Raw genomic sequence first — 23696 nt, 5'->3', positions numbered from 1 at the left:
CATCCAACACCTAACATAAGATATTGAAAAGTCTAGAATTTTCATGAACACCATAAGACAACATTGTGCCTAAGGCGAACGCGAAGCCGGATTCTATCCGAACAAGTCTAAAACTGCAAAGAAAACAAAAGCAAAAGCTCGTAAAATAGACGATTATGACCATCCAAGAATTTCAACAGTCAATGCATACTTATTATAAATTGCCAGAGACCATAATTTTTACCGAGTTAGATGATGAGGCCGTGCTTCTGGACTTAACTTCGGGCAGTTACTTCGGGCTAAATCATGTTGGAGTGAGACTAATAAAGAGCATCGTTGACGGTATGAGTGCTGAGGATGCCATCGTCTCGATAACCAATCACTACCAAGCGGCCCCAGATACGGTCAAATCTGACATCGCGAATCTATTGAATGAAATGCTAGAAAAGAACTTAATTGTGATTTCTTAAATGACACGCACGTTACACACAGACAAAATCAAGCTCGAAAAATACGCTTTAGTTTTAAGAAGCCTTCAACATGACCTCAGTGATGCAGCGGCCAAAAGTAATGAATCAGTGAAGCTAAATATCACAGACCTGAAGGAGTTAGATTATCACGGAATAACGGCGCTTATATGTCATCGCCAATTACCATCCCACGTACGTATTTCTGACGAGCTGAAATCGACACTTAAGAAAAGGACGCCCTTAATGGTCGCCAATGAGAGCCTTAGAAATAGAGAGCTCGAAGTGCTATTTAGCGCATTGGATCGAGCTAAACTAACTAACTTCATCGTATTTAAGGGCGGAGCGTTAGCGCATACCATCTACGAACATTCCTGGGATAGAGCTAGAACCGACACAGATATTTTAATCGATCAAGCAGAGTTAACTCTTTTTTCAGCTGTGGTTGAAAAACTCGGCTATTCTCGGCTTTTCGCCATAAAAGGCAATTATGTGTCATACCAGTGCACGTTCGGAAAAAACCTTATTGGTTCCGCTACAATTAACATAGACGTACACTGGCGGATCAGTAACCGCCAAACACTGGCCAACGCTTACTCACTGGCAGATCTAACACTTGAAGGTCAACAACTGACGAATTTCCTCACCAATCCCATTATTCCAAGTTTTGTTGATTCATTGCTCATAGCCTGCTTACACAGACTTGGCCACCATCACACGGAAGAGAGATTAACCTGGCTATACGACATTCATCTCTTAAGTGCCAAGCTCAATCCCGAGGATTGGAAAGTCTTTGTGAGAAAGGCTCAACTAAAACAACTCACGTCCATATCCTTAAATGCACTGGATACCGCAATATCGTATTTCTCTACCTCAATACCCCACCAGGTGCTCGAAGAGCTCAATATTAACGCCGCAAAATACGAGCCAAGCCGAATATTTCTGAATAGAAAAGCATCAGCTCTATCACTCTTTATCTCCGATGTTAAAGCGGTAAAAGGCTTAAACGGTAAACTCGGTTTTATTTTTGAAACTTTTTTTCCTAGCCCTGATTACGTGAGAAAAAAAATGCGCACCAAATCAACCGTGAAAGCCTACGGCCTAAGGGCGACGCAGGGGATTAAAAGATGGTTCAGCACTCATTAAACACCGCGCACTGTTAAATGCACCATCAAAAACCACTGCTTAAGTGTCAGGTGACTAACCACTAAGCTAACTATTGCGCTAACAGTTTGGACAAATATTCAACTATTTCTTCTCGCAAGTCAGTCAACCCTAGCAGATCACGAGGATAGGACAACTCGATAACGGGTATCTTTGTCGCGACGTATTGCGCAAACTTCGAATGCCTTCGCATGATTTTCCTATCAAACAGCTTCACGCCAACGGTATGGCGTACAAACTGCAACATAGCCTCGGCCCGAGTGAGCTCTTTAAACGAGATGGATGACGACGGGGTCGGATTCAGCCGTACTATAAAATCCACGCTTGCCGCCTGTTCAATTTGCGTTGGAGCTATTGCATTTTCAAGTTTAAGCTGCGGAAACTCAGTTGACACTTGAATGCCTGCTCGTTTTGGATCATACAGAATCGGGGCGATATCATCAGATAACTGCTGCCACCCATCCCCAGCTTGCCAAGCCAGTGTCGACTTTCCGGCGCCGGACTCTCCGACAAACGCCACGACCCCAGCTTTTGTCCGAACCGCGCTAGCATGAAGGCAATAAGTCTTTAAATATGCCAACACGATCATCATTGCAGGACCGGTCACGAGTTCTACGTTCACCATATTCGCAAAGCCACCATCCCTAAGAAGATGAATATGCGAATTTTCTAAATTCATCTCGCACACCAATTCATCATCGAGTTCGATCGTAGCAAACTCATCGTCACGCCGATAGGTAACGTCTCTCTGCCGGTCACCAAACGGCGCTGGCCCCTGATACCCGATCGGAGGCCGGCTCGACTGAACGGAACGATCTAAGTGCTCCTGAACGGTCATCGAAGCTTGCACGACCGTCTCGACAGACGCTTCCTCAACGTGAAATGATGACAATATCTTACAAGGCGTTTGGAACACAACCGAGAAGCCGGCAAAGCGATACAACTGCGCTTGCGACCAATCATAGGTGTTTTGTGTACTGACTATTATCATTGCATTAGTATTAGCACAAACTGTGCGGTTATAGCTTGCCCTTCACCCTTCTTAGAATTATATTCACTTCGACCACTACAAAGCATAGCCAATTGAACATGGCATTTGAAGTTGTTTAGCTAAAACAAATTAATTATTAACTATATCTACTTGTTTATAATAAAGATACTTTAAAAAAACATTGTTTGATATCCGCTTTGATAACGCGGATAAAAGGCCAGCAATTAGATCAGTTTTCTGTAAAACCCCCACCAACCTAGACCTGCTACCTTCTAAACCTTCCTTTTTATGGCCACAATACTTGAACGCTACAACAAATTGAGCCGATTGCCCGGCGGTAAGTTTATCTTTGCAAGACTGGTTGGCCTCTCGGCCCCATTCTTTTCAAAAATAAAGCCAATATTCTTAGACCTAAAACCGGCATTCTGCAAAACACAGATGAAAGACCGAAGATCAGTCAGAAATCACCTGGGCACAATAAACGCGGGTGCACTTTGCTCACTGGCTGAAATGACTGGCGGACTCGCATTAGACACCACAGTCTCACGCTCGATGCGTTGGATCCCCAAGTCCATGACTGTCAACTATGTGGCCAAGGCGACAGGCACCATTACAGCACTGTGTGAGTTTGACCCCAAAATAGTTAAAGAAGGCGACGTTATCATTCCAATTGTCGTCACCAATACGCTGGGGGCTGTCGTTTTTACGGCCGACATCACTTTTTATATCAGCCTGAGAAAAGGAGGTTAGAATGACAATAGATGGATTAACCAATTGGGGCGTAATCGCTCCGGGTAAGATTGCTGAGAAGTTTTCCAAGGCACTGCAAGGAACGAACAATGCTAATTGCTACGCTGTCGCCAGCCGCAACCCCAGCAAAGCAGCCCGATTTGCCAATGAACATGGATTCAATAGAGTACACGACAGCTACCAAGAGCTCGCTTCGGATCCCTTGGTAGATGTCATATACATTGCGTCACCGCATAACTTACACGCAACCCAGACCATCATGTGTCTGAACGCCGGTAAACCGGTCATCTGTGAGAAGCCACTGAGTGTTAACCTAAAGGAGGCGCAGTCGGTGATCACCGCTGCAAGCCAAAATAACGTCTTTTACATGGAGGCCGTTTGGACCCGCTTTCTCCCAGTTTATAACGATATTAGACGTTGGATTGATGAAGGCAAAATCGGTGAGGTACAAATGATAGATGCCTCTTTTGGTTTTGCCATGGGGTACGACTCGAACCACAGAATCAACAATCCAAAATTGGCCGGCGGCTCTCTTCTAGACCTAGGCATCTATCCGATAACTTTTGCCGACTGGATTATGGATGCTCACCCAAATTCTATTTCCAGTGTGGCAAAAATTGGCCCCACGGGAGTCGACGATAAAAACGCAATTCAATTGTCGTACTCAAATGGGGTTATCGCCACTTTGAAATCGTCATCGACGACCATACTGACAAACCAAGCCTGGATCCTGGGAGATAAAGGACGAATTGAGGTTCCAGACTTTTGGTCCGCTGAGTCTGCAATCCTGACGGAGAGCAACGGACAGAAAACAATTGCATCGCACACTCACGATATCAATGGGTATGAAGGTGAGATAGGCGAGGTTCAAAGATGCCTAGACTTAGACTTGTTAGAGAGCCCAATAATGTCTCACACACATAGCTTGAGGGTAATTGGCATCATGGATGAGGTGCGACGCCAAATAGGTCTGTCCTACCCCTTTGAATAGATAAAACACACCAGGGACCACACCGAGTTCTCGCCAGTTAGACGGCTAATTTGGAAATAAAGATTGAGCGGGAGAACATCAACAACCGCAAAATGGAGCTACTTTTTGATAAAGCTACGCTTCATGGGTTGCATGTTAATCTCTTCCGTCACCACATGCCTGGGCTGCATCAGAGCGTGAATAATTGCTTGCGCGACATCATCGGGGTTCAAGGAAAAATCAGTTTCTCCCCGAGGTTCAAAATCAAGCTCATCGAAGAAATTAGAATCAACTGGTCCCGGGTTTACTAAGAACGTTCTGATATTGCTGGTCGAACAATCGGCCCTCAAACTTTGAGCAAATCCTCGCAGCGCAAACTTTGTCGCACAATAGACAGCACCCGCCCTTGCGCCATTTAAAGATGATTCGCTGCCTACTATCACGATATCTCCTTCTCCTTGGGTCTTCATTTTAGGCAGGTAATGCTTAGCCAACATGATATTAGCGATCAAATTCGTATCGACCAATCTCCTAATATCAGCGTATGAAAATTGTTCTAGGCCACCAAACTTCCCATAACCAGCATTCAGCACAAGTACATTAATGTCCTTCGGTAACCGTTCCATTTCTTGCGGTAAAGAATCCACATCCGACAAATCAAATTCATAACCCACAAAGTTTTGCTCGACATCAATTTGCTTTTCAAAGTGGCGAGCCACGCCGGAGACGCGCGCATTCGACTCCAGTAACTTTTCAGCAAGCGCTTTTCCGATCCCACGGCTAGCACCGGTAATTAGAGCGTTTGTATCAGGCAGATGACGTTCAAAATGATCAGCCATATTTAAATCAGCTTCCATAACTAGGGTATGTGTATATTGAGTCGCTCGGCATGTACGCTCTACACAGCGTTCGAACATACTCGATAACCTCATTCTCTATGCTTTCCCTATAAATGACCAAACCATCGCTTTCTGACAGGCCTGAGCTGAATAGCCAGTGCTCTGGATATAGCCGTAACATCGTTTTATAGAAGTCCTTGGGTAGCCGAAACCCGCCCAACGTGACACTGTCGATTTGAGTCGGATCCAATTCACTAAAGACCAAGTCTATCGCCGCTGTATAGTCAGTTTGGTAATCAGCGTGCCAAATAATAGGATCAAATCGTAAACCTACTCTCCAACCAGCTCGCTGAAGCTTTTGCATTGACTCGACTCTTTTTTTAAGACTAGGAGCGCCTTTTTCAACTTCTTTAGCAACGCGTTCCGGGCTTAAGCTGTATGCTACAACCACATTGTTTTGAGGCTCTATTTCTAATAGCGATCTAATTTGCGTACTCTTAGTTCGTAACTCTAATACGGCGTTACTCAACTCTTTAAACTTTGGAACAAAGAATTCCGCGAACTTAGTAACAGGCTCATACGCGAGGCTGTCACAGTCATAGCCAGAAAAAAACCAAACCGGCTTTTGATCATCCTTATGCTCAATCGCGATGGCCTTTATGTCTCGATAGAAGTCTTCGTAGTTAACGAATAAAAGATAGTTCGCGCTTCGTAGCATTCCTTGCAGGAAGCAATATCGGCAGTCATACACGCAGTTCAACATATGCGAAAAATAATAGTGAGCTCCGCCTCCTGTCTCATACTGTGCTGGAGTTGGAAGCACTCTTTTCCCTAATTTCTCAGCCAAAACCAACGAAGGATTTTTCTTCTGAATCCTAAAATTTTGACGAGTCGCATTAAACACCTCACCGTAATGATCAACCAGAACCCGATCAGCCTTTGGATATCGTGTCAGCACAGATGCCGCGCGTTGATTTTCGACTAATTTACTTTCGAGATAGACCGTATCAACCACATTAACCTCCGCCTATTTTCGGTGTGAATTTTAATAGGATATCCTCCAACATGCGAATCGCCTCACTAACGTTTGAAACACGATTCAAACGCTGCTCCAAAGAATTCAATTCAGATTGATTCAAAACATGACATACCTTAGACGATAGAGCATCAAATTGCTTCTTTTGACTGTGAGTAGCTCTAATATCAGGGAGCAATAACGGCGCGGGAAGATCTGGCATATCACGAACTAGAAAAAGCAACGACTCTAGAAAGCCAACGATTTCCTTAACACTACCATTCATCAGCTCCCCAATAACCTTTGCATTTAAGCCTTCCAAACTACTTTCTGGGTTGTCGGACACGACCTTCATAGACTGGACTAACTCTGTCGCTGAAAATCGTGCAGCTGATCGAAAGAAAGCTGCCGCCTCCATATCAAGCCCTCCATTATCTGGATACTCGCCACTTGGCGCATTAACGCTCAAACAGCCGGACGATTCACTTATCCGTTTTGCAACCTGAGGCGGATAGAATGTTTTCTGGCTAAATAGGTCTCGGCTAGACGTCACCACAAAAGTCGTACCCACTGCGAAATCCGAGTGTCCGGCAATTCCAACATTAAGCCAAATATTATTCCGAGAAATACCTCTGGCACCCAGCCACCCCACTGCAGAAGCCATGTCAATAGCTCCGATACCAGAAATCAACACGCAAACATTAACTTTGTCATCGCCGATTTTAGTTAACCCTTCATAGGTTGGAAAAGGCTTGTCGTTTGTCTTTTTAAGCCGAAAAGCATCCACCAGACATTTCACCTCGCAATTGAGGGCTGCAATCACATGGATAACAGGTGTGTTCTGCTTGATTGGATCGATCACAATTCGAATTCCTGAACTAACTCTTCACAATGAGATAAGAGATCAACATTTCTATGCTTTTCTGCGCCTTTCATCAATATATTCACCTTTTTTCTCAATATTTTTATCGTGCTTTCTCGTTGTTGAGATGTGATTTTGAGTAATGAAGAATCGGCTCTTAGCAACTTAGCCAAACTCTGCACACGAAATCTATCCATCCCCCAATGCGCACGCGAAAGTTGGTCCTCATGTCCCCCGTACTTAATAATGCTTGGGGTCTCGACGTAAGCAACCGGATAATGAGCAGTGATTCTAAGCCACAAATCGTAATCTTCACAGGCTGGTAATCGTTCGTCAAAATCGCCAACATGAGAGAATATAGACTTATGGATAGCAATGGACGATGGTGACATGGCGCAAAGAGGCAAGCATTTTTCAAAAATATGTCCACCGTTCTTTTGGTGCTTCGTCATTTGATTCACTCTAAGGCCATTACGAACCCATCTCTCTTCTGTGTGACAAACCAACCTACCGCTGTCCTTTATTTTCTCAAATTGTCGAATTAGCTTTTGTGGTAACCATTCATCATCGGAATCTAGGAGAGTGACCCACTCTCCGCGAGAAACGGCTAATCCTTTGTTTCTTGCTGCGCTAACTCCACGGTTAGTTTGGTAAAAATAACGAACTGCGGGATACTTTGCTTGAATCAATCTTTGAGTGTTATCCGTAGATCCATCATCCACAACTATTACGTCCAAGCCACTCACACTATCAGGTAATTTTTGAGAAAGAACAGACTCCAATGCTCTCGCCAAGGTCCGCTCTCGATTATAGGTCGGTATAATTACAGTAACAATCATTAACAAGTATCAACATTTTTACAACAAACAGTGAGCCCAAAATACAACAGTTGTTGTAAAAAACACACAAAGTACGGAATTTTGCACAACTTAAGTTACTTATAAGTTAACGGAACAATCGGTAATGAGGCAGAGGTTAAACTACTTGCATGAAACGTAAATGAGTATTTATTTTCATAACTCTCTCTTCTTTTTGTTATTTGCCGCTGCCTAAAAACAGCGGCATTTCTTTTTGTGTTGTCTAAATTAGAGTCCAGTGTAGAGTACCTAGACTCAGATTCAGACACTTTGCTCGGCCACTGAGCTTCCAGAAATCGCTTTCTAGAAAATACCTCCCAGATTAGTTTCAGTCGACCCACACGCGTGCGTTACGAAACATTCTCATCCACGGGCCGTATTCACCCCAATCATCACTTTTCCAAGAATTGGTTGCCGTACGAAAGATACGCTCGGGGTGCGGCATCATAATGGTAATGCGACCATCCGTGTTAGTTAACCCAGCAACGCCCAAGGGGGATCCGTTAGGGTTTGCTGGATAGGCCTCGGTAAGAGCACCGAGATGATCGACATAACTAAGAGCCACAGTAGACTGATTTGCGGCCCCAGCATACTCAGCCCGCCCCTCTCCATGAGCAACGACGACCGGCAAGACAGACCCTTGCATACCAGCCAAGAAAATCGAATTAGTGTCATCTGAAACTTTCGACTGTACCAGTCGGGCTTCAAACTGTTCAGATTCATTTCTAACAAACCTTGGCCAATGTTCAGCGCCAGGAATAATTTCTTTTAGAGTGGACATCATCTGGCATCCATTACAAATACCGAGCGAAAAGGCGTCTTCACGTTCAAAAAACGATGAAAATTCAGCTCTAATCATTTGATTGAATAAAATTGATTTGGCCCAACCTTCGCCAGCGCCAAGCACATCCCCATAGGAGAAACCGCCACAGGCCACTAAGCCCTGATAATCACTGAGCTTGACCCTGCCTGCCGCTATGTCACTCATTGTGACATCAACCGAGCTAAAGCCTGCTTGGCTAAATGCGGCCGCCATTTCAATATGCCCGTTGACACCCTGCTCTCTCAAAATGGCAACCTTAGGCAAAGTACCGCCGATGTAAGGTGCCGATATATCAGCATTTGTATCAAACGTGAGTTTAGAAAAGAGTCCAGTATCTGCCGTATTTAAAATACGATCAAATTCCTGTCGAGCGCAACTTGGGTTGTCCCGTAAGCTCTGCATATGAAAAGTAGTTTCGGACCATCGCCGGTGCAAATCAATTCTTCGACTCTGGAGCACAGCTTCACCGTTGAAGCTGATTTTCACATTATCTCCATCAACTGGATGACCAAGCGGCGTCACGTGCTCAGATAATCCGTGTTTTTCTACCACTGAATTAAATGCATCCTGTGAACCAACCGGCACCTCAACCAATGCCCCTAATTCTTCATTAAACAGTTCAGCAAGCGCATCATCACCTTTAACTGCCAAATCTAGGCCGCAACGACTTGCAAACGCCATCTCAAGAGCGGCGACAATCAATCCGCCATCGGATCGATCGTGATAGGCTGTAATCAAGGAGCCTGATACAAGTTCTTGTACCGCTAGAAAACCTTTTTTTAGCAGGCTAGAGTCGTCGACATCGGGAGTCTGAGTACCAACTTGATTGTAAACTTGCGCCAATGTTGAGCACCCTAAGCGCTTATTTCCGCCAGAAAAATCGATCAAATACAACGACGAATTATTCAAACTTAAAACGGGAGTAAGAGTCTTATTGGTGTCGACCACAGGTGCAAAAGCACTTATCACACAAGACACAGGCGATGTTACCGACTTGGTATCACCCTGATCATCTTGCCACACACTTTTCATCGACATAGAATCTTTCCCAACAGGAATAGAAATTCCTAGCTCAGGACACAACTCCATACCAACGGCTTCTACGGTTGCGTAGAGCGCCGCATCATCCCCTTCATGACCACCGGCCGCCATCCAATTTGCCGACAATTTCACCTCAGAAAGGCTTCTCACATTAGCCGCGGCTAAGTTCGTTAGCGCCTCACCAATTGCCATTCTGCCACTGGCTGGCGCATTAACCGATGCTATTGGAGTTCTTTCGCCAAGCGACATGGCTTCGCCAGTAAGGCCGGTATACGCCGAGGTCGTCACCGCCACATCAGCAACAGGAACTTGCCATGGACCGACCATTTGGTCGCGCGCTATCATCCCTGTGACACTTCTATCCCCGATGGTGATTAAAAACGTTTTATCCGCAACCGAAGGAGCCGTCAACACCTTATCTAAGGCTTGGGACACAGACACGTCAGAAAAATCCAATTCTGGTGCCTGTCTGTCAACACTATGCACTTCGCGCAACATTTTGGGTGGATTTCCAAAAAGCGTTTCCATCGGTAAGTCGATAGGCGTCTGCTGCCGTAGTGTTCCATCTTTAAAATGCGGGTCTTCTAAAACAAGTACTTCGTCATTAGTTGCTTGACCAACGACGCAATACAGGCAACGCTCACGCTCGCATATCTGCTTAAATTCATCAATACGGTCAGGCGAAACCGCTAACGTGTAACGTTCTTGCGCTTCGTTACACCAAATTTGCATCGGCGACATGCCTGGCTCTTCGTTTAACACTTCGCGCAGATCAAACTTGCCTCCGCGCCCGGCATCTCCTACCAATTCTGGTAAGGCATTGCAAAGCCCACCCGCTCCAATATCATGAATAGAAACGATTGGATTTTCATCACCGTATGCCCAGCATGAATCAATCACCTCCTGACACCGACGCTGCATCTCTGGATTCCCTCGTTGTACAGAAGCAAAATCCAATTGTTCGGAACTTTGACCCGACGCCACACTTGAGGCGGCGCCACCGCCCAAGCCTATCAGCATCGCAGGACCACCTAAAACGACAATATACGAACCATCAGGAATAATGTTTTTATTAACATGCTGGTCTCTAATATTTCCCAAACCACCTGCGAGCATAATAGGTTTATGATATCCACGGATATCATTTTTATCTTTTATCGCCTGCTCATAAGTCCTAAAATATCCCGCAATATTGGGCCGGCCGAATTCATTATTAAACGACGCCCCGCCGATGGGGCCCTCAAGCATTATTTGAAGAGGAGACGCAATTCGCGCGGGCTTTTCCTCCGGTAGCTCCCAACTCCTGCCTGCTCCTGGTATCCTAAGGTTAGACACTGAGTAGCCGGATAGGCCAGCTTTAGGTTTCGAACCACGCCCTGTTGCGCCCTCGTCTCGTATCTCGCCGCCAGAGCCGGTCGCTGCACCAGGGAAAGGGGAAATCGCGGTTGGGTGATTATGAGTCTCAACCTTACACAAAATGTGGATGTCTTCTTCGACAGATTGATACTCTTTGGTTGCCGGATTCGGAAAGAACCTTTTTCCACTAGAACCTGCCAAAACAGAAGAGTTATCAGAGTAAGCAACAATGGTGCCCTTAGGGTTCTGAAGATGAGTCTCTCGTATCATTCGGAACAAAGAATGCTCTTTTGATTCGCCATCTATTATCCAGTCTGCATTAAATATCTTATGACGGCAGTGCTCAGAATTTACTTGCGCAAACATCATCAATTCGACGTCTGTTGGGTTTTTAGCTAGTTGAGTGTATTGCTCTCGCAGATAGTTAATCTCATCACTCGATAAGGCTAAACCGAGTTCTGTATTAGCCGACTCTAGTGCTGAAATTCCATGCTCTAAAAGAGGCACCTCAAATAATGGAGAAGGAAGTTCTTGGCGAAACAGGCCTTCGGCCTCATCCAATGTTTTTACTACAGATTCAGTCATTGGGTCATGAATAAGCGCCGCCACACGCACCAATTCATTTTCATCTAAATCTGTTTCGCCATCAAAGTAAAATGCTATTCCGCGTTCAACCCGTTTAACTGAACTAATATTACAGTGCGAGATGATGTCCGTTGCTTTCGTAGACCAAGGCGAAATCGTCCCAAACCTAGGCAATACATACAGACGCTGCCCCTTATGCTCGACGTCATTCATTCGAGGGCCATAGGTGAGTAATCGACCAAGGTTTTCTGAATCGACATCAGACAAACTACTAACGTTTTCAGACAATTGCGCAAGATGTTGATATTCAGTATCAACTGATTTAACTTGCGGAAATTGAGATTGTATTGCATTCAACAACTTGTGAATACGGAAATCAGAATAGGCTTGACTGCCACGTAATCGCAACATGATTATGTCCAGAAATATAAAGTGGAAAAAATGCGAAACGCCAGATTGTCTTTAGACTAATCTGGCGTATCAAAAACATACTAAGACGTGGATATACTAAAGGTCTAATCCGAGTCTTTGAGCGACTTGCTCATAGGCCTCAACGACACCACCTAACCCCTTTCGAAAGCGGTCTTTATCTAGCTTTTCGCGAGACGTTGCATCCCAAATTCGACAACCGTCTGGCGTGAACTCATCACCAAGAAACACATTATCTCCTTGGCGGCCAAACTCTAACTTAAAATCGACCAGAATCATTCCAGCATCCGCAAATAACGTTTGCAACACATCGTTAACGAGAAACGTCTGTGTTTTCATTACTTCGATTGCTTCGTCATCAGCCCAACCAAAAGATCGAATGTGATATTCATTAATCATAGGATCATGAAGAGCATCATTCTTCAGAAAAAATTCAAACGTGGGAGGAGACAAATCCACGCCATCATCTAACCCCAAGCGCCTGCAAATAGAACCTGATGCAACGTTTCTGACAACGCATTCAACCGGGAACATGTCTAGCTTTCGCACTAACGCTTCAGTATCCGACAGAAGCTCAAGAAAATGCGTTGCAATACCCTGGCTTTCAAGGTGTTTCATGATGAAAGCATTAAACTTGTTATTCACCATACCTTTGCGATCTAACTGCTCAACTTTTTCACCGTCAAATGCTGACGTGTCATTCCGAAACTTGAGTATATATGCGTCTTCACGATCGCTAGCAAACACAGACTTGGCTTTACCACTGTAAAGTTCTTCACCCCTAATCATTGAGGACCTCATGAATAGTTTTCATGCACATTCGTGCAACTAATTATTTAAAATTTTGTTTAATACATTACGGCCATAGTCAGCCCCTACTTCTTGGCCAGATCGATTCAGCACACTGACTACAGTCTGCCCTTTTCTTTCCTCAGCCTGTAGCGAGCAATATTCTGAAGCTTGTGCTTTTCGCCGGTTAAATATGGACCAACCTCCTGCACGCTTAACTTCAACCTCGCCATTTTCAGCAATCTCACCGCAACCGATTGAAATTCTGCCGGCCTCTTTGTTTCGACTGAATACAGTCAGCTCAGACTCGACTAAGCTCTTAGTAAGGAATGCCCAGGCACTGTCAAAATCTGCTGGAATCTCGAGTTTGGTGGAATCATCAGACGACGTTAAATTAGCAGCTTCAAGTGAGTTCTCATCAGGAGACTTTGGCAAACTAGAATCAATGGCAGCTGCCAACGTGGGCTCGGATGTCGACTCAACTGAAATCGCTTCATCCACCTTCGAGGCGGTGCTCGAAGCATCATCATTATTTTGCATCTCAGCTGGTGACAGAACTAATGATTCTCTCGCAGGTGAATCTGGCTGTTGTTGCTGATCAGAAACTTCATTAGCGCTTTCCGCCGTCGTAGACTCCGGTGCCGCCACGGCCACTTCTTGTGCTACTGGCGCAACAACGTCTGTGTCTCTCGGGTCTGGTTTCTTAAGCGGCGGCAGAGCTCTCGCAGAACGGTAGTCAGCACTATCGTCAACCGTATCTATTTTTTTCCCAGATTGGCACGCGGTCAACCCGAGCGCCAAAGACACGATTAGGGCCCTGAAAAACAAGTTCATTGGCTCAGCTCGCACACTCAAAGATTTAACGTCTGAATCCCTTAATTTTAGCAGCAGTGTTTTCAATCTAGTTAACCTGTTTTCAATAATTATTGTTCTGTGTGTCAAACTCTTATTTTCATATTCACAAAGCTTAGCTACAAAACGCCAGCTCGAGCCATCGCATCATCAATGCGAGGTCTTTGTTCTTCAGAAACAGCCGTCAATGGCAAACGGAGAAAATTGGCTCCGAAACCAAGTTTCGCGACGGCGTATTTTACTGGAATCGGATTGGACTCTACAAATAAATCATTATGAAGACCACGCAAGGTCTTATCGATTCTTTCAGCTGTTTCAAAATCACCTTCCAAAGCGGCAGCACACATGTCAGCCATGGCCTTAGGAGCAACATTAGCGGTGACTGAAATATCACCCTTAGCTCCTAACTGCATATACTCAAGTGCCGTAGGGTCATCGCCCGATAATATTGAAATTTTATCACCAACAAGATCTAAAAGCTCCTTCCCGCGACGCAAGTCCCCAGTAGCATCCTTGCAACCCACTATATTGTCTATTTCTGCAAGACGAGCAACGGTATCATTATGTAGATCTGCCACAGTACGACCGGGCACATTATATAGAATTTGAGGTAATGGCACTGATTCAGCAATCAACTTAAAATGCTGATAAAGACCTTCTTGCGTGGGCTTGTTGTAATATGGCACAACTAAAAGAGCCGCATCGGCACCCAACTCATCAGCTTGCCTTGTCAAATAAATAGCCTCATGCGTGGAGTTCGCGCCGGTGCCGGCTATTACGGGCACCCTGCCAGCCACTAACTTCACCGTAGCATCAATCACTTCTAAATGTTCATTAGGACTTAACGTTGAAGATTCACCTGTGGTGCCCACTGAAACGATTGCGTGCGTTCCGCTGCTAATGTGGTGCTCTACCAATTTTCCAAGCGCCACAAAATCAATTGCGCCTGAATTATCCATGGGTGTAATAAGAGCGACGATACTTCCTGCTAATTTCATGTTTGAGATGCTAGTAGATACGTAAATATTAATTTCTATTCGTTACTTTCTTGCTTAGGTTCAACAGATTTGGCTGCGGCTTTACGACGAATCAAACGCAGCAAATAAGTAATCGCACCACTAACAAAGTAGATGCTACCTATTAAAAGAAAGAACATTGGCGGATCAAGATAGATGATTGCTATTGCAAGCACCGTGACAATGATGCCAACAAAAGGCATTTTATCCTTAAATTCGAAATCTTTAAACGAACGATATTTAATGTTACTGACCATCGCTAACGCCAGTAGTACCATCAATATGGCAAAAAACACATTAATATTTTTGACATTAATATACTCGCTATAATCGCTGCACACCCAAACCACCGATGCGACCATGGCCGCAGCACCTGGACTTGGGATTCCTGTGAAGAATTTTTTATCGCTCACCTTGGAAACGTTAAAGCGAGCTAAGCGCAACGCTGCGCAAGCGACGTAAAGAAAGGCGGCCAATGAGCCAAATCGGTGCAAATCAACCAGAGCAAACTCATACATAACCATTGCCGGAGCGACTCCGAACGACACCATGTCAGCCAAACTGTCGTATTCCGACCCAAAATCACTCATCGTATTGGTGAGCCGAGCCAATCTGCCATCCAGTATATCCATCACCATGGCCATATAGATCGCCAAACAAGCCGCTTCAAAGTGCCCTAGCCTTGCTTGCATGATCGCGTAAAAACCAGCAAACAGCCCCGCCGACGTAAAAAGATTCGGCAAGATATAAAAACCTTTGGCTGGCTTTTTTGTTTCCATAAGGATTGAGATCTCGTTTGAAAATCGTTTTGGACGGAACCTAGGGTTCCAATTAAGAGGCGAATTATACCCACAGTTAGCAAAATTTGCTGATATAAACCACCCAAAAAGCAAAAAGCTCGAGACCGAAACATTAGCCAGCTCGAGCCTTTTGAAAAAAAATAAAGAAAACCACTCAGAATCCACCGAAAACCAGCAACGCCAACAAGCTCTATTTATTCCAAGACAAGGTCTGGCGACGACGCCTACTCCGGCTTCAATTCGATGCCTGGCTGGATATCATTCGTTTTATTCAGAAGCTTTAACCCGCATCACATCCATAAAAAAGCCGGGATTGGGCCGTGCCTTTTGAGCCTCGTCACCAATTAGACTTTCATCAGAGTACACCAAAAGATTATTTAAAAAGCTGCTGATTTTAAACGTTTTTTATTAAGACAAGCGTTGCCAACAACCACCATAGAAAGGAGGATAACTCTACAGGGACGGTTAATACTCACTCCTCTTGAGCATCACATGGCAGAGTTCGCACCACAGAGATGGCGAAACAACAATCAGACAAATGCCGTCATCTCCAACAGCAATACCCCCCCCCTCATTCACCAAGAAGGGGCATGAGTCAAATTTTCAAGTTGACTCGAATAGAATTCAGCACTCACAAAAAGCTAATCTGGCACTACTAACGCTTGCTCTCCTGACGCCAAACCAATAGCCCCAGAACGCGCCACTTCTATAATCTCGCCATTTGAGAGACTGTTCAACAATTCGTCGACCTTTTCACAACTCCCGCTCATCTCAACGATAAACTTTAATTGCGAAACCTCACTTAGAGATGCGTTAAAACCGCGAACAATTCTTTGCAATGCGTCAACCTGGCCTTCTTCAACCTTGATCTTTACAAGCACCACTTCGCGCTCCAAATGTCCAGCAATGGTAATGTCTTGTAAGGCTGCGACATCAACGAGCTTATTTAATTGTTTTTCAATTTGATCAATCTTTCGGTCATCGCCCGTCGTCACTATTGTCATCCGAGACAAAGTGGAATCGTTTGTAGGAGCAACCGTTAACGATTCAATGTTATAGCCCCTCGCTGAGAACAAGCCCGCCACTCTAGAAAGTGCGCCAGATTCATTTTCCAGCAACACTGAAATTATATGTCTCATATCACACCTATTTTGACAACGTTTTTGAGCCAGGACGCATTCGCATTTCATGATGCCCTTTACCGGCCTCAATCATCGGGTACACGTTTTCTTTTTGATCTGTAATAAAATCCATAAACACAAGACGATCTTTCATTGAGAACGCTTCTTTCAACGCACCTTCAACATCGCTAGGTTTCACTATCTGCATTCCAACATGACCGTACGCCTCAGCAAGCGCCACAAAGTCAGGAAGGGAGTCCATGTAAGAGTTTGAATATCGTTTTTCATAAGAAAACTCTTGCCATTGACGCACCATCCCAAGGTAGCGATTATTTAAATTTATCACTTTCACTGGTAAATTGTATTGCTTGCAGGTAGCCAACTCCTGAATGCACATTTGTATGCTTCCTTCTCCGGTGATGCATGCCACATCTGAGTCACGGTGAGCAAATTTGACGCCCATTGCCGCCGGCAATCCAAAGCCCATGGTTCCTAAGCCACCTGAGTTTATCCATTTATGTGTATCGGAGAAACCGTAGAATTGAGCAGCGTACATTTGATGTTGACCCACATCTGATGTGACATAAGCCTCACCCCCAGTTACTTCATGGAGTTTTTGAACAACAAACTGCGGTTTAATAACGTCGTCTTCTTGCTCGTACCATAGACTGTCGAGTGACTGCCAATCTTTGATCAGCGACCACCACTCACTAATTAGCTCAGGATTTATGTCCTTAGCTCGGCGCTCAAGTTCAGTATTAAACGCCGTCAACACCTCCTTAACGTCCGCCACAATTGGAATGTCAGCCTTGATGTTTTTATCAATGACTGACGGGTCTACGTCAACATGAAGGATCTTTGCATTTGGAGCAAAATTACCGAGAGTTCCAGTTATTCTATCGTCAAAACGCGCGCCCAAAGCAACAATAAGATCAGCATCATGCATTGCCATATTAGCTTCGTACGTGCCATGCATCCCCAGCATACCAATGTAGTTCGGATCAGAATGCGGATAGCCTCCCAAGCCCATTAATGTATTTGTGCATGGAAAACCCAACCGTCTTACAAACTTTCGCAGTTCTTCCTGGGCGTTTGCCGCAACAATCCCGCCACCACTATAAACAATCGGACGCTTAGCATTTAGAACCGCCTCTATGGCTGTAAAAATTTCGTTCGGCTGCGACTTTCGCGCCTCTGGATAAGAACGTAATTCCAACGACTCTGGGTATAAAAACTCAGTTACGTCGGCGGTAATGTCTTTTGGAATGTCCACCAGCACCGGACCTGGCCGACCTGTGGTCGCAATGTGAAACGCTTTCTTAATGGTCTCGGCGATATCCTCGACTTTTTGAATCAAAAAATTATGCTTCACACAAGGCCGGCTTATACCCACTGCGTCAATTTCCTGAAACGCATCGTAACCGATCAGCGGCTTCATCACTTGTCCTGACAAAACAACCATTGGAATTGAATCCATGTAGGCAGTCGCTATTCCGGTAATCGCATTAGTGATACCAGGTCCCGACGTCACCAACACCACTCCAGGCAGACCTGTTGATCTCGCGTAGCCATCTGCTGCATGTGTCGCCCCTTGCTCATGGCGAACCAAAACATGCTCGACATCGTCCTGCCGGTGAAACGCATCGTAAATATGTAAGGCTGCTCCACCTGGATATCCAAACACGTACTCAACGCCCTCTTCTTTGAGGCTTTTAACTACTATATCTGCGCCGGTTAACTGCACGATGTCTCCGTCTAGGTTGGTTACGCATTTCACCCGCTGACCCGAATTAGCCGCTACGGAAATGCTTGTTGATGACACTTTTGAAAGCCGATACAAAAAGCGCCCTGAATCGGGCACGTTTATTAGAGGCGATTATAAACAGTGAATAGAATAAAACCCACCAAAATCGCATATTTTTTAACTTAAATCTTCTGCAAGAAAACAGACAAAAAGCCTGATAAAATAAGGCATTAAGGCCGATTTATTGCTAGCACAATATAAAACATTCATAACACCAATAAACCTAACAAGAAAAATAACCTAAAACGTCAATTTCAGATAGAGTCCTTACTGACCAATCGAACCAATAAATGAAGACATACTTTATATCAGACCTACATCTTACGCCCGAACAACCTCACGTCATCACGGCATTCACTAAATTCATGTCTGAGAGTGCGCCGAGCGCTGACAGAATATACATATTAGGGGACTTATTTGAGTTCTGGATCGGAGACGATGCCTCATCTCTACTCGGCGCACAACCAATACTGGATCTGATGAAATCGGTCAGCGAGCACACGCCCTGTTACTTTATTCCCGGAAATCGAGACTTTCTTGTGAGAGATCAATTCAGCCAAGACAGCGGATTTGAAGTACTTAAAGACGAAACAGTAATTGATCTATATGGAACGCCCACACTTCTACTACACGGCGACAGCATGTGCACCGACGATGTAAAGCACCAAGAGTTTCGCGACACAATGATGACCAACAAAGAATTTTGCGACCACTTTTTGTCACTGCCCATCCAGGCAAGAATCGAACAAGCTAAGCAGGCTAGATCAGAGAGCCACGAACACAAATCTGAGGTGAGCATGGAAATTATGGACGTAACCTTATCGTCGGTCGATGAGCTTTTTAAAAGATACAACGTGACACAGATGATTCACGGTCACACTCACCGCCAAAAAGTCCATCAGCACAACAACAATACTCGATACGTCCTAGGAGACTGGGGCACGACCAACAGCGTACTGACGGCGACTAACGAAGGCCTAATCATTGAAAACCACCCAATTTAAGCTTCAATGAAAATGAAAATCACCATGAGATCCTCGTCATCGACTAAGGCGAGCTCTCAGTGGTTGGGTTCGCGGGTATTATTCGGTAAAACTTCTCGCCGTCCTTAATAAAGCCCAAATGGCTTCTGGCGCGTTCCTCCAGCGCTTCCTTTCCCTGCCTTAGCTCTTTTACTTCCGCATGCAAGCGCTCATTTCGATGCGTCAAATCATTATTTTTTACTCGCAACCCCTCAGTTGTTCGCTGTAACGACCACAACTGAAAAACGCCATGAGACCCAAACCATAGCTGCGCTTGCAAAACTATCAACAAAAAAAATAAAACGCTGGCCAAAATTTTCATGACGTAATTGTACAGCGATGTACTATGGAGTTATAACCCTTAAACGTGAAACATAGTTAAAGGCGAAAAGGAAATCAAAGAACGAATTAAGAAAAACCTTAAGGAAACCAGCTCAACTTATTGAATAAAAATAGAAGTTAAGCTAAGCTCGGAGGGTTAATGTCGCCAGACTGTGGGCTTTACCCATTCTCTCCTGAGATTCTTCGAGCACCCTAAAACTCTTCAGTTTTAGATAAATGTAGAATTATTGCGGCTTGAACCTATTTTTCATACACAGACAACAACTAACCATTCGCTAGAACATATTAAGGAGCACCTCATGTTTTTATCCGGCTTAAGTAGATTTGCCACCACACTGGCTACAGCGACAATTTTGCTGAGTTCATCAAGCATTCAAGCAAGTGAAGATGGTCCATTTTTTGGTAAACGAGCAACTGGCAAATGGACAATCGGAGCCAAAGCCGTCAACATTGACCCACAAGAACCTGCCGCAAACGACGCAAGCGGAACAGGCATTGTATTGGGGTACGAGTTCGACAAAAAGGTAGCGGGTGGCACAACTTCGTTTGAACTGGAACTGATATCAGGCGACGAGGAGCAAATCTCTCTTATAAATGGCGTTAATGAGCTACCCACCTTTCCTTTTCCCACTACTAATGGCCCTATATTGGGGACTTATGAAGCACAAATTGTCAACGCATTCTTCACCTACCGAAGTGCTGGAGACTTGTATTTCAAACTTAAAGGCGGACTTTCATATGTCGACTTGGACATAGATTTCGGCCAATTTGTGATTGACCGAAGCAGCGAAGATACCTCTCTAGCAGGAGGCATAGGCATAGGTTATCGCTTTGGTGACCGAGGAATGATTGAACTGGATTACTATAAGGATTCTGGAAACGTCGACTTAGGCGTTGCCAGTTTAAACGCCTTACTCACTTTCTAAGAATACGCGAACCATCTTGCGTTACTAACGACAGTTTAGATAAAAAAACCGCCATCTTGGCGGTTTTTTTATACTTCTATCCTTTCGGCGAGCTTAGAGCTTTAAATCCTCGATTATATCCAGAGGGTCTTCCAATCCAACTGCGATTCTTATCAATCCCTCGCCTATCCCCACGGCCTGTTTGTCGTGATCGGACCAACGAGCATGCGTGGTCGTGTAAGGGTGAGTTATGGTGGTTTTACTGTCACCCAAATTGGCTGTAATGGAAATTAGCTCAGTGTCGTTTATTATAGAAAAAGCTCTATCTCGTCCGCCCTCAACTTCAAACGAAACCACGGCGCCGCCTTTAGATTGTTGTTGTTGAACTAGCTCGCGCTGAGGATGACTATCCAATCCAGGGTAATTAACCTGCCTAATCCCTTTGTGTCCGTCTAAGAACTCAGCCAGCTGTAAAGCGCTGGCGCATGCGTGATTAACTCTAAGACTTAATGTCTCAAGTCCTTTGGCAAACACCCAAGCATTGAATGGGCTCATCGACGGTCCGGCGGTTCTCATGAAACCTAACACCTTTTCGCCGACAAATTCGGAATCGCCGACGATGGCGCCACCAACACAACGCCCTTGACCGTCAATAAACTTGGTTGCTGAATGTAAAACAACGTCGGCTCCCAGCTTCAATGGTTGTTGCAAGATGGGCGTACAAAAACAGTTATCTACAACAACTCTGATATCAGGGTTATGGTCGTGAGCAATCGTAGAAATTGCAGAAATATCGCCAACTTCCATTAATGGGTTGGTCGGCGTCTCGAAAAACACCATTCTGGTATTCGACTTAAGAGCCTCTGACCATTCTTCCAAATTTGTAAGCTCTACAAACGTAACTTCTACGCCGAAACTGGTCAACAGAGAATTCAAAAGAACCTTGCTAGCACCAAAAATAGAATGAGACGAAACGATATGATCGCCGGCACTTAACCCAGCCATGCAGACTGCCAACATCGCCGACATTCCGCTGGCGGTTCCAATACAGCTTTCACCGCCCTCTAGAGCGGCTAACCTGTCTTGAAAAACACTGAGTGTTGGATTGGTAAAACGAGAATACACATTTCCTGGCTCTTCATAGGAAAAACGCGCTTTCGCCTGCTCGGCTGAATCGAAAACGAAACTCGATGTCGCAAAAATAGGCTCGCTGTGCTCGCCAAATTGTGAGCGTTCATGCCCAGATCTTATCGCCAACGTTGCTGGCCTATACGTTTTTCGACTCATAGAAGATTAACCAATTATAGAAATCATATGGAGATTCTAAGACGTTGAGTAAACAAGCTTTCTTGTCTATTTCATTAGAGAGTACGGTTAGCTGGACTCGTCCATCTGGCTCATGTCTCTCAACCTCGAAGGCATTGCTTCATCTGCACGCTTAGCATCATCACTTCGAAGTAGCTCTAACGCAGAAAAATACTCGTCATCAACGTCTCCAGTAACGTACTCTTTACTAAAACATGATGTATCAAACTTTGTGATCTGCGGGTTGCCTTCTGACGCAGCGGCGATTAAATCGTGAAGATCTTGGTAAAACAATCTGTCAGCGCCTATGCTCTGCTCCACTTGTTCAACCGTGCGATTGCTTGCCATAAGCTCATCGGCCGCAGGCATATCGATACCATACACATTTGGATATCTAACAGGCGGGGCAGCAGAAGCAAAATAGACATTATTTGCGCCCGACTCTCTTGCCATCTGAACGATTTGCTTGGACGTTGTGCCCCTCACTATTGAGTCGTCTACCAACATCACATTTTTGCCTTCGAACTCTATACCGATCGCGTTCAATTTCTGCCGAACTGATTTTTTTCTCTCTTCCTGGCCGGGCATGATAAACGTTCGCCCAATATACCGATTTTTAATAAACCCTTCTCGATAGGTAACACCCAATACTTGAGACATTTCAAGAGCCGCAGTTCGACTGGTATCGGGTATAGGGATCACCACGTCAATGTCGTGATCTGGCCACTCGCGCGCAATTTTTTTTGCTAACTTTTCGCCCATTCGCATGCGTGTTCTATATACGGATATGCCATCGATCATTGAATCTGGGCGAGCAAGATAGACTTGCTCAAAAATACAGGGCGCATAGACAGCATCGTCGACACATTGATGGTTAGCAATCTCACCGTCAATGGGTAATATAATACACTCACCAGGCCTTACGTCTGCTAAGACTGTGAACCCTTGACTGTCGAGCGCAACACTTTCTGAAGCAACCATATACTCGCGGCCATGAGCCGTCTCTCGATACCCATAAATCAACGGCCGAATACCAAACTTATCTCTGAAGGCTACAAGTCCAACGCCCATGACGAACGCAACAACACCGTAGCCGCCATGACAGCGTTTAAAAACCCCTTCAACAGCTTTAAATATATGCTTGTTTTCTAGTTTGTAAGAACCTTCACCAAGGTTTCGATAAATCTCATGGGCAAAAACATTAAGCAAAATCTCTGAATCTGAACTTGTGTTCACGTGTCGAAGATCGTCACGAAATATACGAGAGCGAAGCTTGCTTGCGTTTGTCAAATTGCCGTTGTGGCCCAATGCTATTCCGAACGGGGAATTTACATAAAATGGTTGTGCCTCGGCGGGAGAACTTGAGCCTGCGGTTGGGTAGCGACAGTGCCCGATACCAATATTTCCTGTAAGGCGCTGCATATGCCGCTTAAAGAAAACATCCTTAACAAGGCCGTTATCTTTGCGCATATTGACGAATCCATTCTCATCACAGGTCAGTATACCAGCAGCATCTTGCCCCCGGTGTTGTAGTACAGTAAGACCATCATACAAACTTTGCGCAACCGGGGATTTCCCGACAATGCCTAATACACCACACATAGAGCGTTTC

At 44.9% G+C, this 23696-nt stretch carries 21 protein-coding genes; 6 read left to right on the top strand and 15 right to left on the bottom strand.

What is annotated here, in order from left to right:
• Window positions 1–155 precede the first annotated feature (155 nt).
• The gene (locus ABWW54_RS11165; protein ID WP_353412332.1) at window positions 156–449 is read left to right on the top strand and encodes a PqqD family protein; all 294 of its coding nucleotides are present in this window, start codon (window positions 156–158) and stop codon (window positions 447–449) included.
• A complete protein-coding gene (locus tag ABWW54_RS11160; protein ID WP_353412331.1) occupies window positions 450–1592 on the top strand; it encodes a nucleotidyltransferase family protein in 1143 nt (380 codons plus the stop codon).
• A 70-nt stretch (window positions 1593–1662) separates the two neighbouring features.
• On the opposite strand, the gene ABWW54_RS11155 is transcribed toward ABWW54_RS11160, so the two are convergent.
• Window positions 1663–2601 carry a hypothetical protein gene (locus ABWW54_RS11155; protein ID WP_353412330.1) on the bottom strand — a complete coding sequence of 313 codons (939 nt, stop codon included), beginning with the start codon at window positions 2599–2601 and terminating at the stop codon, window positions 1663–1665.
• Window positions 2602–2889: 288 nt separating this feature from the next.
• On the opposite strand from ABWW54_RS11155, the gene ABWW54_RS11150 reads away from it, so the two are divergent.
• Window positions 2890–3351 (top strand): hotdog fold domain-containing protein, encoded by a 462-nt coding sequence (locus ABWW54_RS11150; RefSeq protein ID WP_353412329.1) that lies wholly within the window; start codon window positions 2890–2892, stop codon window positions 3349–3351.
• A 1-nt stretch (window position 3352) separates the two neighbouring features.
• Window positions 3353–4342 (top strand): Gfo/Idh/MocA family protein, encoded by a 990-nt coding sequence (locus ABWW54_RS11145; protein ID WP_353412328.1) that lies wholly within the window; start codon window positions 3353–3355, stop codon window positions 4340–4342.
• 98 nt (window positions 4343–4440) lie between these two features.
• Here ABWW54_RS11145 and ABWW54_RS11140 read toward each other — a convergent pair whose 3' ends face one another.
• From ABWW54_RS11140 to ilvB, 11 genes are all read right to left on the bottom strand, one after another.
• Window positions 4441–5160, bottom strand: a complete 720-nt coding sequence (locus ABWW54_RS11140; protein ID WP_353412327.1) for an SDR family oxidoreductase — start codon at window positions 5158–5160, stop codon at window positions 4441–4443.
• Between the two features lie 7 nt (window positions 5161–5167).
• A complete protein-coding gene (locus ABWW54_RS11135; RefSeq protein ID WP_353412326.1) occupies window positions 5168–6175 on the bottom strand; it encodes an SPL family radical SAM protein in 1008 nt (335 codons plus the stop codon).
• A gap of 1 nt (window position 6176) precedes the next feature.
• On the bottom strand, window positions 6177–7037 hold the full coding sequence (locus tag ABWW54_RS11130) for a hypothetical protein (protein WP_353412325.1): 861 nt from the start codon (window positions 7035–7037) through the stop codon (window positions 6177–6179).
• On the bottom strand, window positions 7034–7876 hold the full coding sequence (locus ABWW54_RS11125) for a glycosyltransferase family 2 protein (RefSeq protein WP_353412324.1): 843 nt from the start codon (window positions 7874–7876) through the stop codon (window positions 7034–7036). The genes ABWW54_RS11130 and ABWW54_RS11125 overlap by 4 nt, the downstream gene beginning before the upstream one ends.
• Before the next feature lie 346 nt (window positions 7877–8222).
• Complete coding sequence (purL, locus tag ABWW54_RS11120) at window positions 8223–12110, bottom strand: phosphoribosylformylglycinamidine synthase (RefSeq protein WP_353412323.1); 3888 nt, start codon at window positions 12108–12110, stop codon at window positions 8223–8225.
• 96 nt (window positions 12111–12206) lie between these two features.
• A complete protein-coding gene (gene purC, locus ABWW54_RS11115; protein WP_353412322.1) occupies window positions 12207–12917 on the bottom strand; it encodes a phosphoribosylaminoimidazolesuccinocarboxamide synthase in 711 nt (236 codons plus the stop codon).
• A 39-nt stretch (window positions 12918–12956) separates the two neighbouring features.
• Window positions 12957–13751 (bottom strand): hypothetical protein, encoded by a 795-nt coding sequence (locus ABWW54_RS11110; RefSeq protein ID WP_353412321.1) that lies wholly within the window; start codon window positions 13749–13751, stop codon window positions 12957–12959.
• 137 nt (window positions 13752–13888) lie between these two features.
• A complete protein-coding gene (gene dapA / locus ABWW54_RS11105) occupies window positions 13889–14767 on the bottom strand; it encodes a 4-hydroxy-tetrahydrodipicolinate synthase (protein ID WP_353412320.1) in 879 nt (292 codons plus the stop codon).
• A 35-nt stretch (window positions 14768–14802) separates the two neighbouring features.
• A complete protein-coding gene (gene pssA, locus ABWW54_RS11100) occupies window positions 14803–15564 on the bottom strand; it encodes a CDP-diacylglycerol--serine O-phosphatidyltransferase (protein WP_353412319.1) in 762 nt (253 codons plus the stop codon).
• A 662-nt stretch (window positions 15565–16226) separates the two neighbouring features.
• A complete protein-coding gene (gene ilvN / locus ABWW54_RS11095; protein ID WP_353412318.1) occupies window positions 16227–16724 on the bottom strand; it encodes an acetolactate synthase small subunit in 498 nt (165 codons plus the stop codon).
• A 7-nt stretch (window positions 16725–16731) separates the two neighbouring features.
• Entirely contained in the window at window positions 16732–18450 is a 1719-nt protein-coding gene (gene ilvB, locus ABWW54_RS11090; RefSeq protein ID WP_353412399.1) for a biosynthetic-type acetolactate synthase large subunit, read from the bottom strand.
• A gap of 350 nt (window positions 18451–18800) precedes the next feature.
• Here ilvB and ABWW54_RS11085 point away from each other — a divergent pair, with 350 nt between their 5' ends.
• Window positions 18801–19514, top strand: coding sequence for a UDP-2,3-diacylglucosamine diphosphatase (locus ABWW54_RS11085; RefSeq protein ID WP_353412317.1), 714 nt, complete (start codon window positions 18801–18803; stop codon window positions 19512–19514).
• A gap of 43 nt (window positions 19515–19557) precedes the next feature.
• Here ABWW54_RS11085 and ftsB read toward each other — a convergent pair whose 3' ends face one another.
• Window positions 19558–19854, bottom strand: a complete 297-nt coding sequence (ftsB, locus tag ABWW54_RS11080; protein WP_353412316.1) for a cell division protein FtsB — start codon at window positions 19852–19854, stop codon at window positions 19558–19560.
• A gap of 319 nt (window positions 19855–20173) precedes the next feature.
• Here ftsB and ABWW54_RS11075 point away from each other — a divergent pair, with 319 nt between their 5' ends.
• Window positions 20174–20800, top strand: a complete 627-nt coding sequence (locus tag ABWW54_RS11075; RefSeq protein ID WP_353412315.1) for an outer membrane beta-barrel protein — start codon at window positions 20174–20176, stop codon at window positions 20798–20800.
• A 93-nt stretch (window positions 20801–20893) separates the two neighbouring features.
• Here ABWW54_RS11075 and ABWW54_RS11070 read toward each other — a convergent pair whose 3' ends face one another.
• Together ABWW54_RS11070 and purF are read right to left on the bottom strand one after the other, a co-directional pair.
• Window positions 20894–22066, bottom strand: coding sequence for an O-succinylhomoserine sulfhydrylase (locus ABWW54_RS11070; RefSeq protein ID WP_353412314.1), 1173 nt, complete (start codon window positions 22064–22066; stop codon window positions 20894–20896).
• An 87-nt stretch (window positions 22067–22153) separates the two neighbouring features.
• Entirely contained in the window at window positions 22154–23686 is a 1533-nt protein-coding gene (gene purF / locus ABWW54_RS11065; protein WP_353412313.1) for an amidophosphoribosyltransferase, read from the bottom strand.
• Window positions 23687–23696: the final 10 nt, after the last annotated feature.

Source organism: Arenicella sp. 4NH20-0111, from assembly GCF_040366405.1.
In the GTDB taxonomy this organism is placed as follows: domain Bacteria; phylum Pseudomonadota; class Gammaproteobacteria; order Arenicellales; family Arenicellaceae; genus Arenicella.
The sequence above is the reverse complement of the archived record's forward strand: the minus strand, read 5'-3'. Positions and strand labels throughout refer to the sequence as shown.

Coding starts and splice junctions, on each gene's coding strand:
- ABWW54_RS11125 (WP_353412324.1), bottom strand. CDS start 7,876: ATGATTGTTACTGTAATTATACCGACCTATAATCGAGAGCGGACCTTG.
- ABWW54_RS11165 (WP_353412332.1), top strand. CDS start 156: ATGACCATCCAAGAATTTCAACAGTCAATGCATACTTATTATAAATTG.
- ABWW54_RS11140 (WP_353412327.1), bottom strand. CDS start 5,160: ATGGCTGATCATTTTGAACGTCATCTGCCTGATACAAACGCTCTAATT.
- ABWW54_RS11145 (WP_353412328.1), top strand. CDS start 3,353: ATGACAATAGATGGATTAACCAATTGGGGCGTAATCGCTCCGGGTAAG.
- dapA (WP_353412320.1), bottom strand. CDS start 14,767: ATGAAATTAGCAGGAAGTATCGTCGCTCTTATTACACCCATGGATAAT.
- purL (WP_353412323.1), bottom strand. CDS start 12,110: ATGTTGCGATTACGTGGCAGTCAAGCCTATTCTGATTTCCGTATTCAC.
- ABWW54_RS11110 (WP_353412321.1), bottom strand. CDS start 13,751: ATGAACTTGTTTTTCAGGGCCCTAATCGTGTCTTTGGCGCTCGGGTTG.
- ABWW54_RS11155 (WP_353412330.1), bottom strand. CDS start 2,601: ATGATAATAGTCAGTACACAAAACACCTATGATTGGTCGCAAGCGCAG.
- purF (WP_353412313.1), bottom strand. CDS start 23,686: ATGTGTGGTGTATTAGGCATTGTCGGGAAATCCCCGGTTGCGCAAAGT.
- pssA (WP_353412319.1), bottom strand. CDS start 15,564: ATGGAAACAAAAAAGCCAGCCAAAGGTTTTTATATCTTGCCGAATCTT.
- ABWW54_RS11075 (WP_353412315.1), top strand. CDS start 20,174: ATGTTTTTATCCGGCTTAAGTAGATTTGCCACCACACTGGCTACAGCG.
- ABWW54_RS11070 (WP_353412314.1), bottom strand. CDS start 22,066: ATGAGTCGAAAAACGTATAGGCCAGCAACGTTGGCGATAAGATCTGGG.
- ABWW54_RS11150 (WP_353412329.1), top strand. CDS start 2,890: ATGGCCACAATACTTGAACGCTACAACAAATTGAGCCGATTGCCCGGC.
- ftsB (WP_353412316.1), bottom strand. CDS start 19,854: ATGAAAATTTTGGCCAGCGTTTTATTTTTTTTGTTGATAGTTTTGCAA.
- purC (WP_353412322.1), bottom strand. CDS start 12,917: ATGATTAGGGGTGAAGAACTTTACAGTGGTAAAGCCAAGTCTGTGTTT.
- ilvN (WP_353412318.1), bottom strand. CDS start 16,724: ATGAGACATATAATTTCAGTGTTGCTGGAAAATGAATCTGGCGCACTT.
- ABWW54_RS11160 (WP_353412331.1), top strand. CDS start 450: ATGACACGCACGTTACACACAGACAAAATCAAGCTCGAAAAATACGCT.
- ABWW54_RS11085 (WP_353412317.1), top strand. CDS start 18,801: ATGAAGACATACTTTATATCAGACCTACATCTTACGCCCGAACAACCT.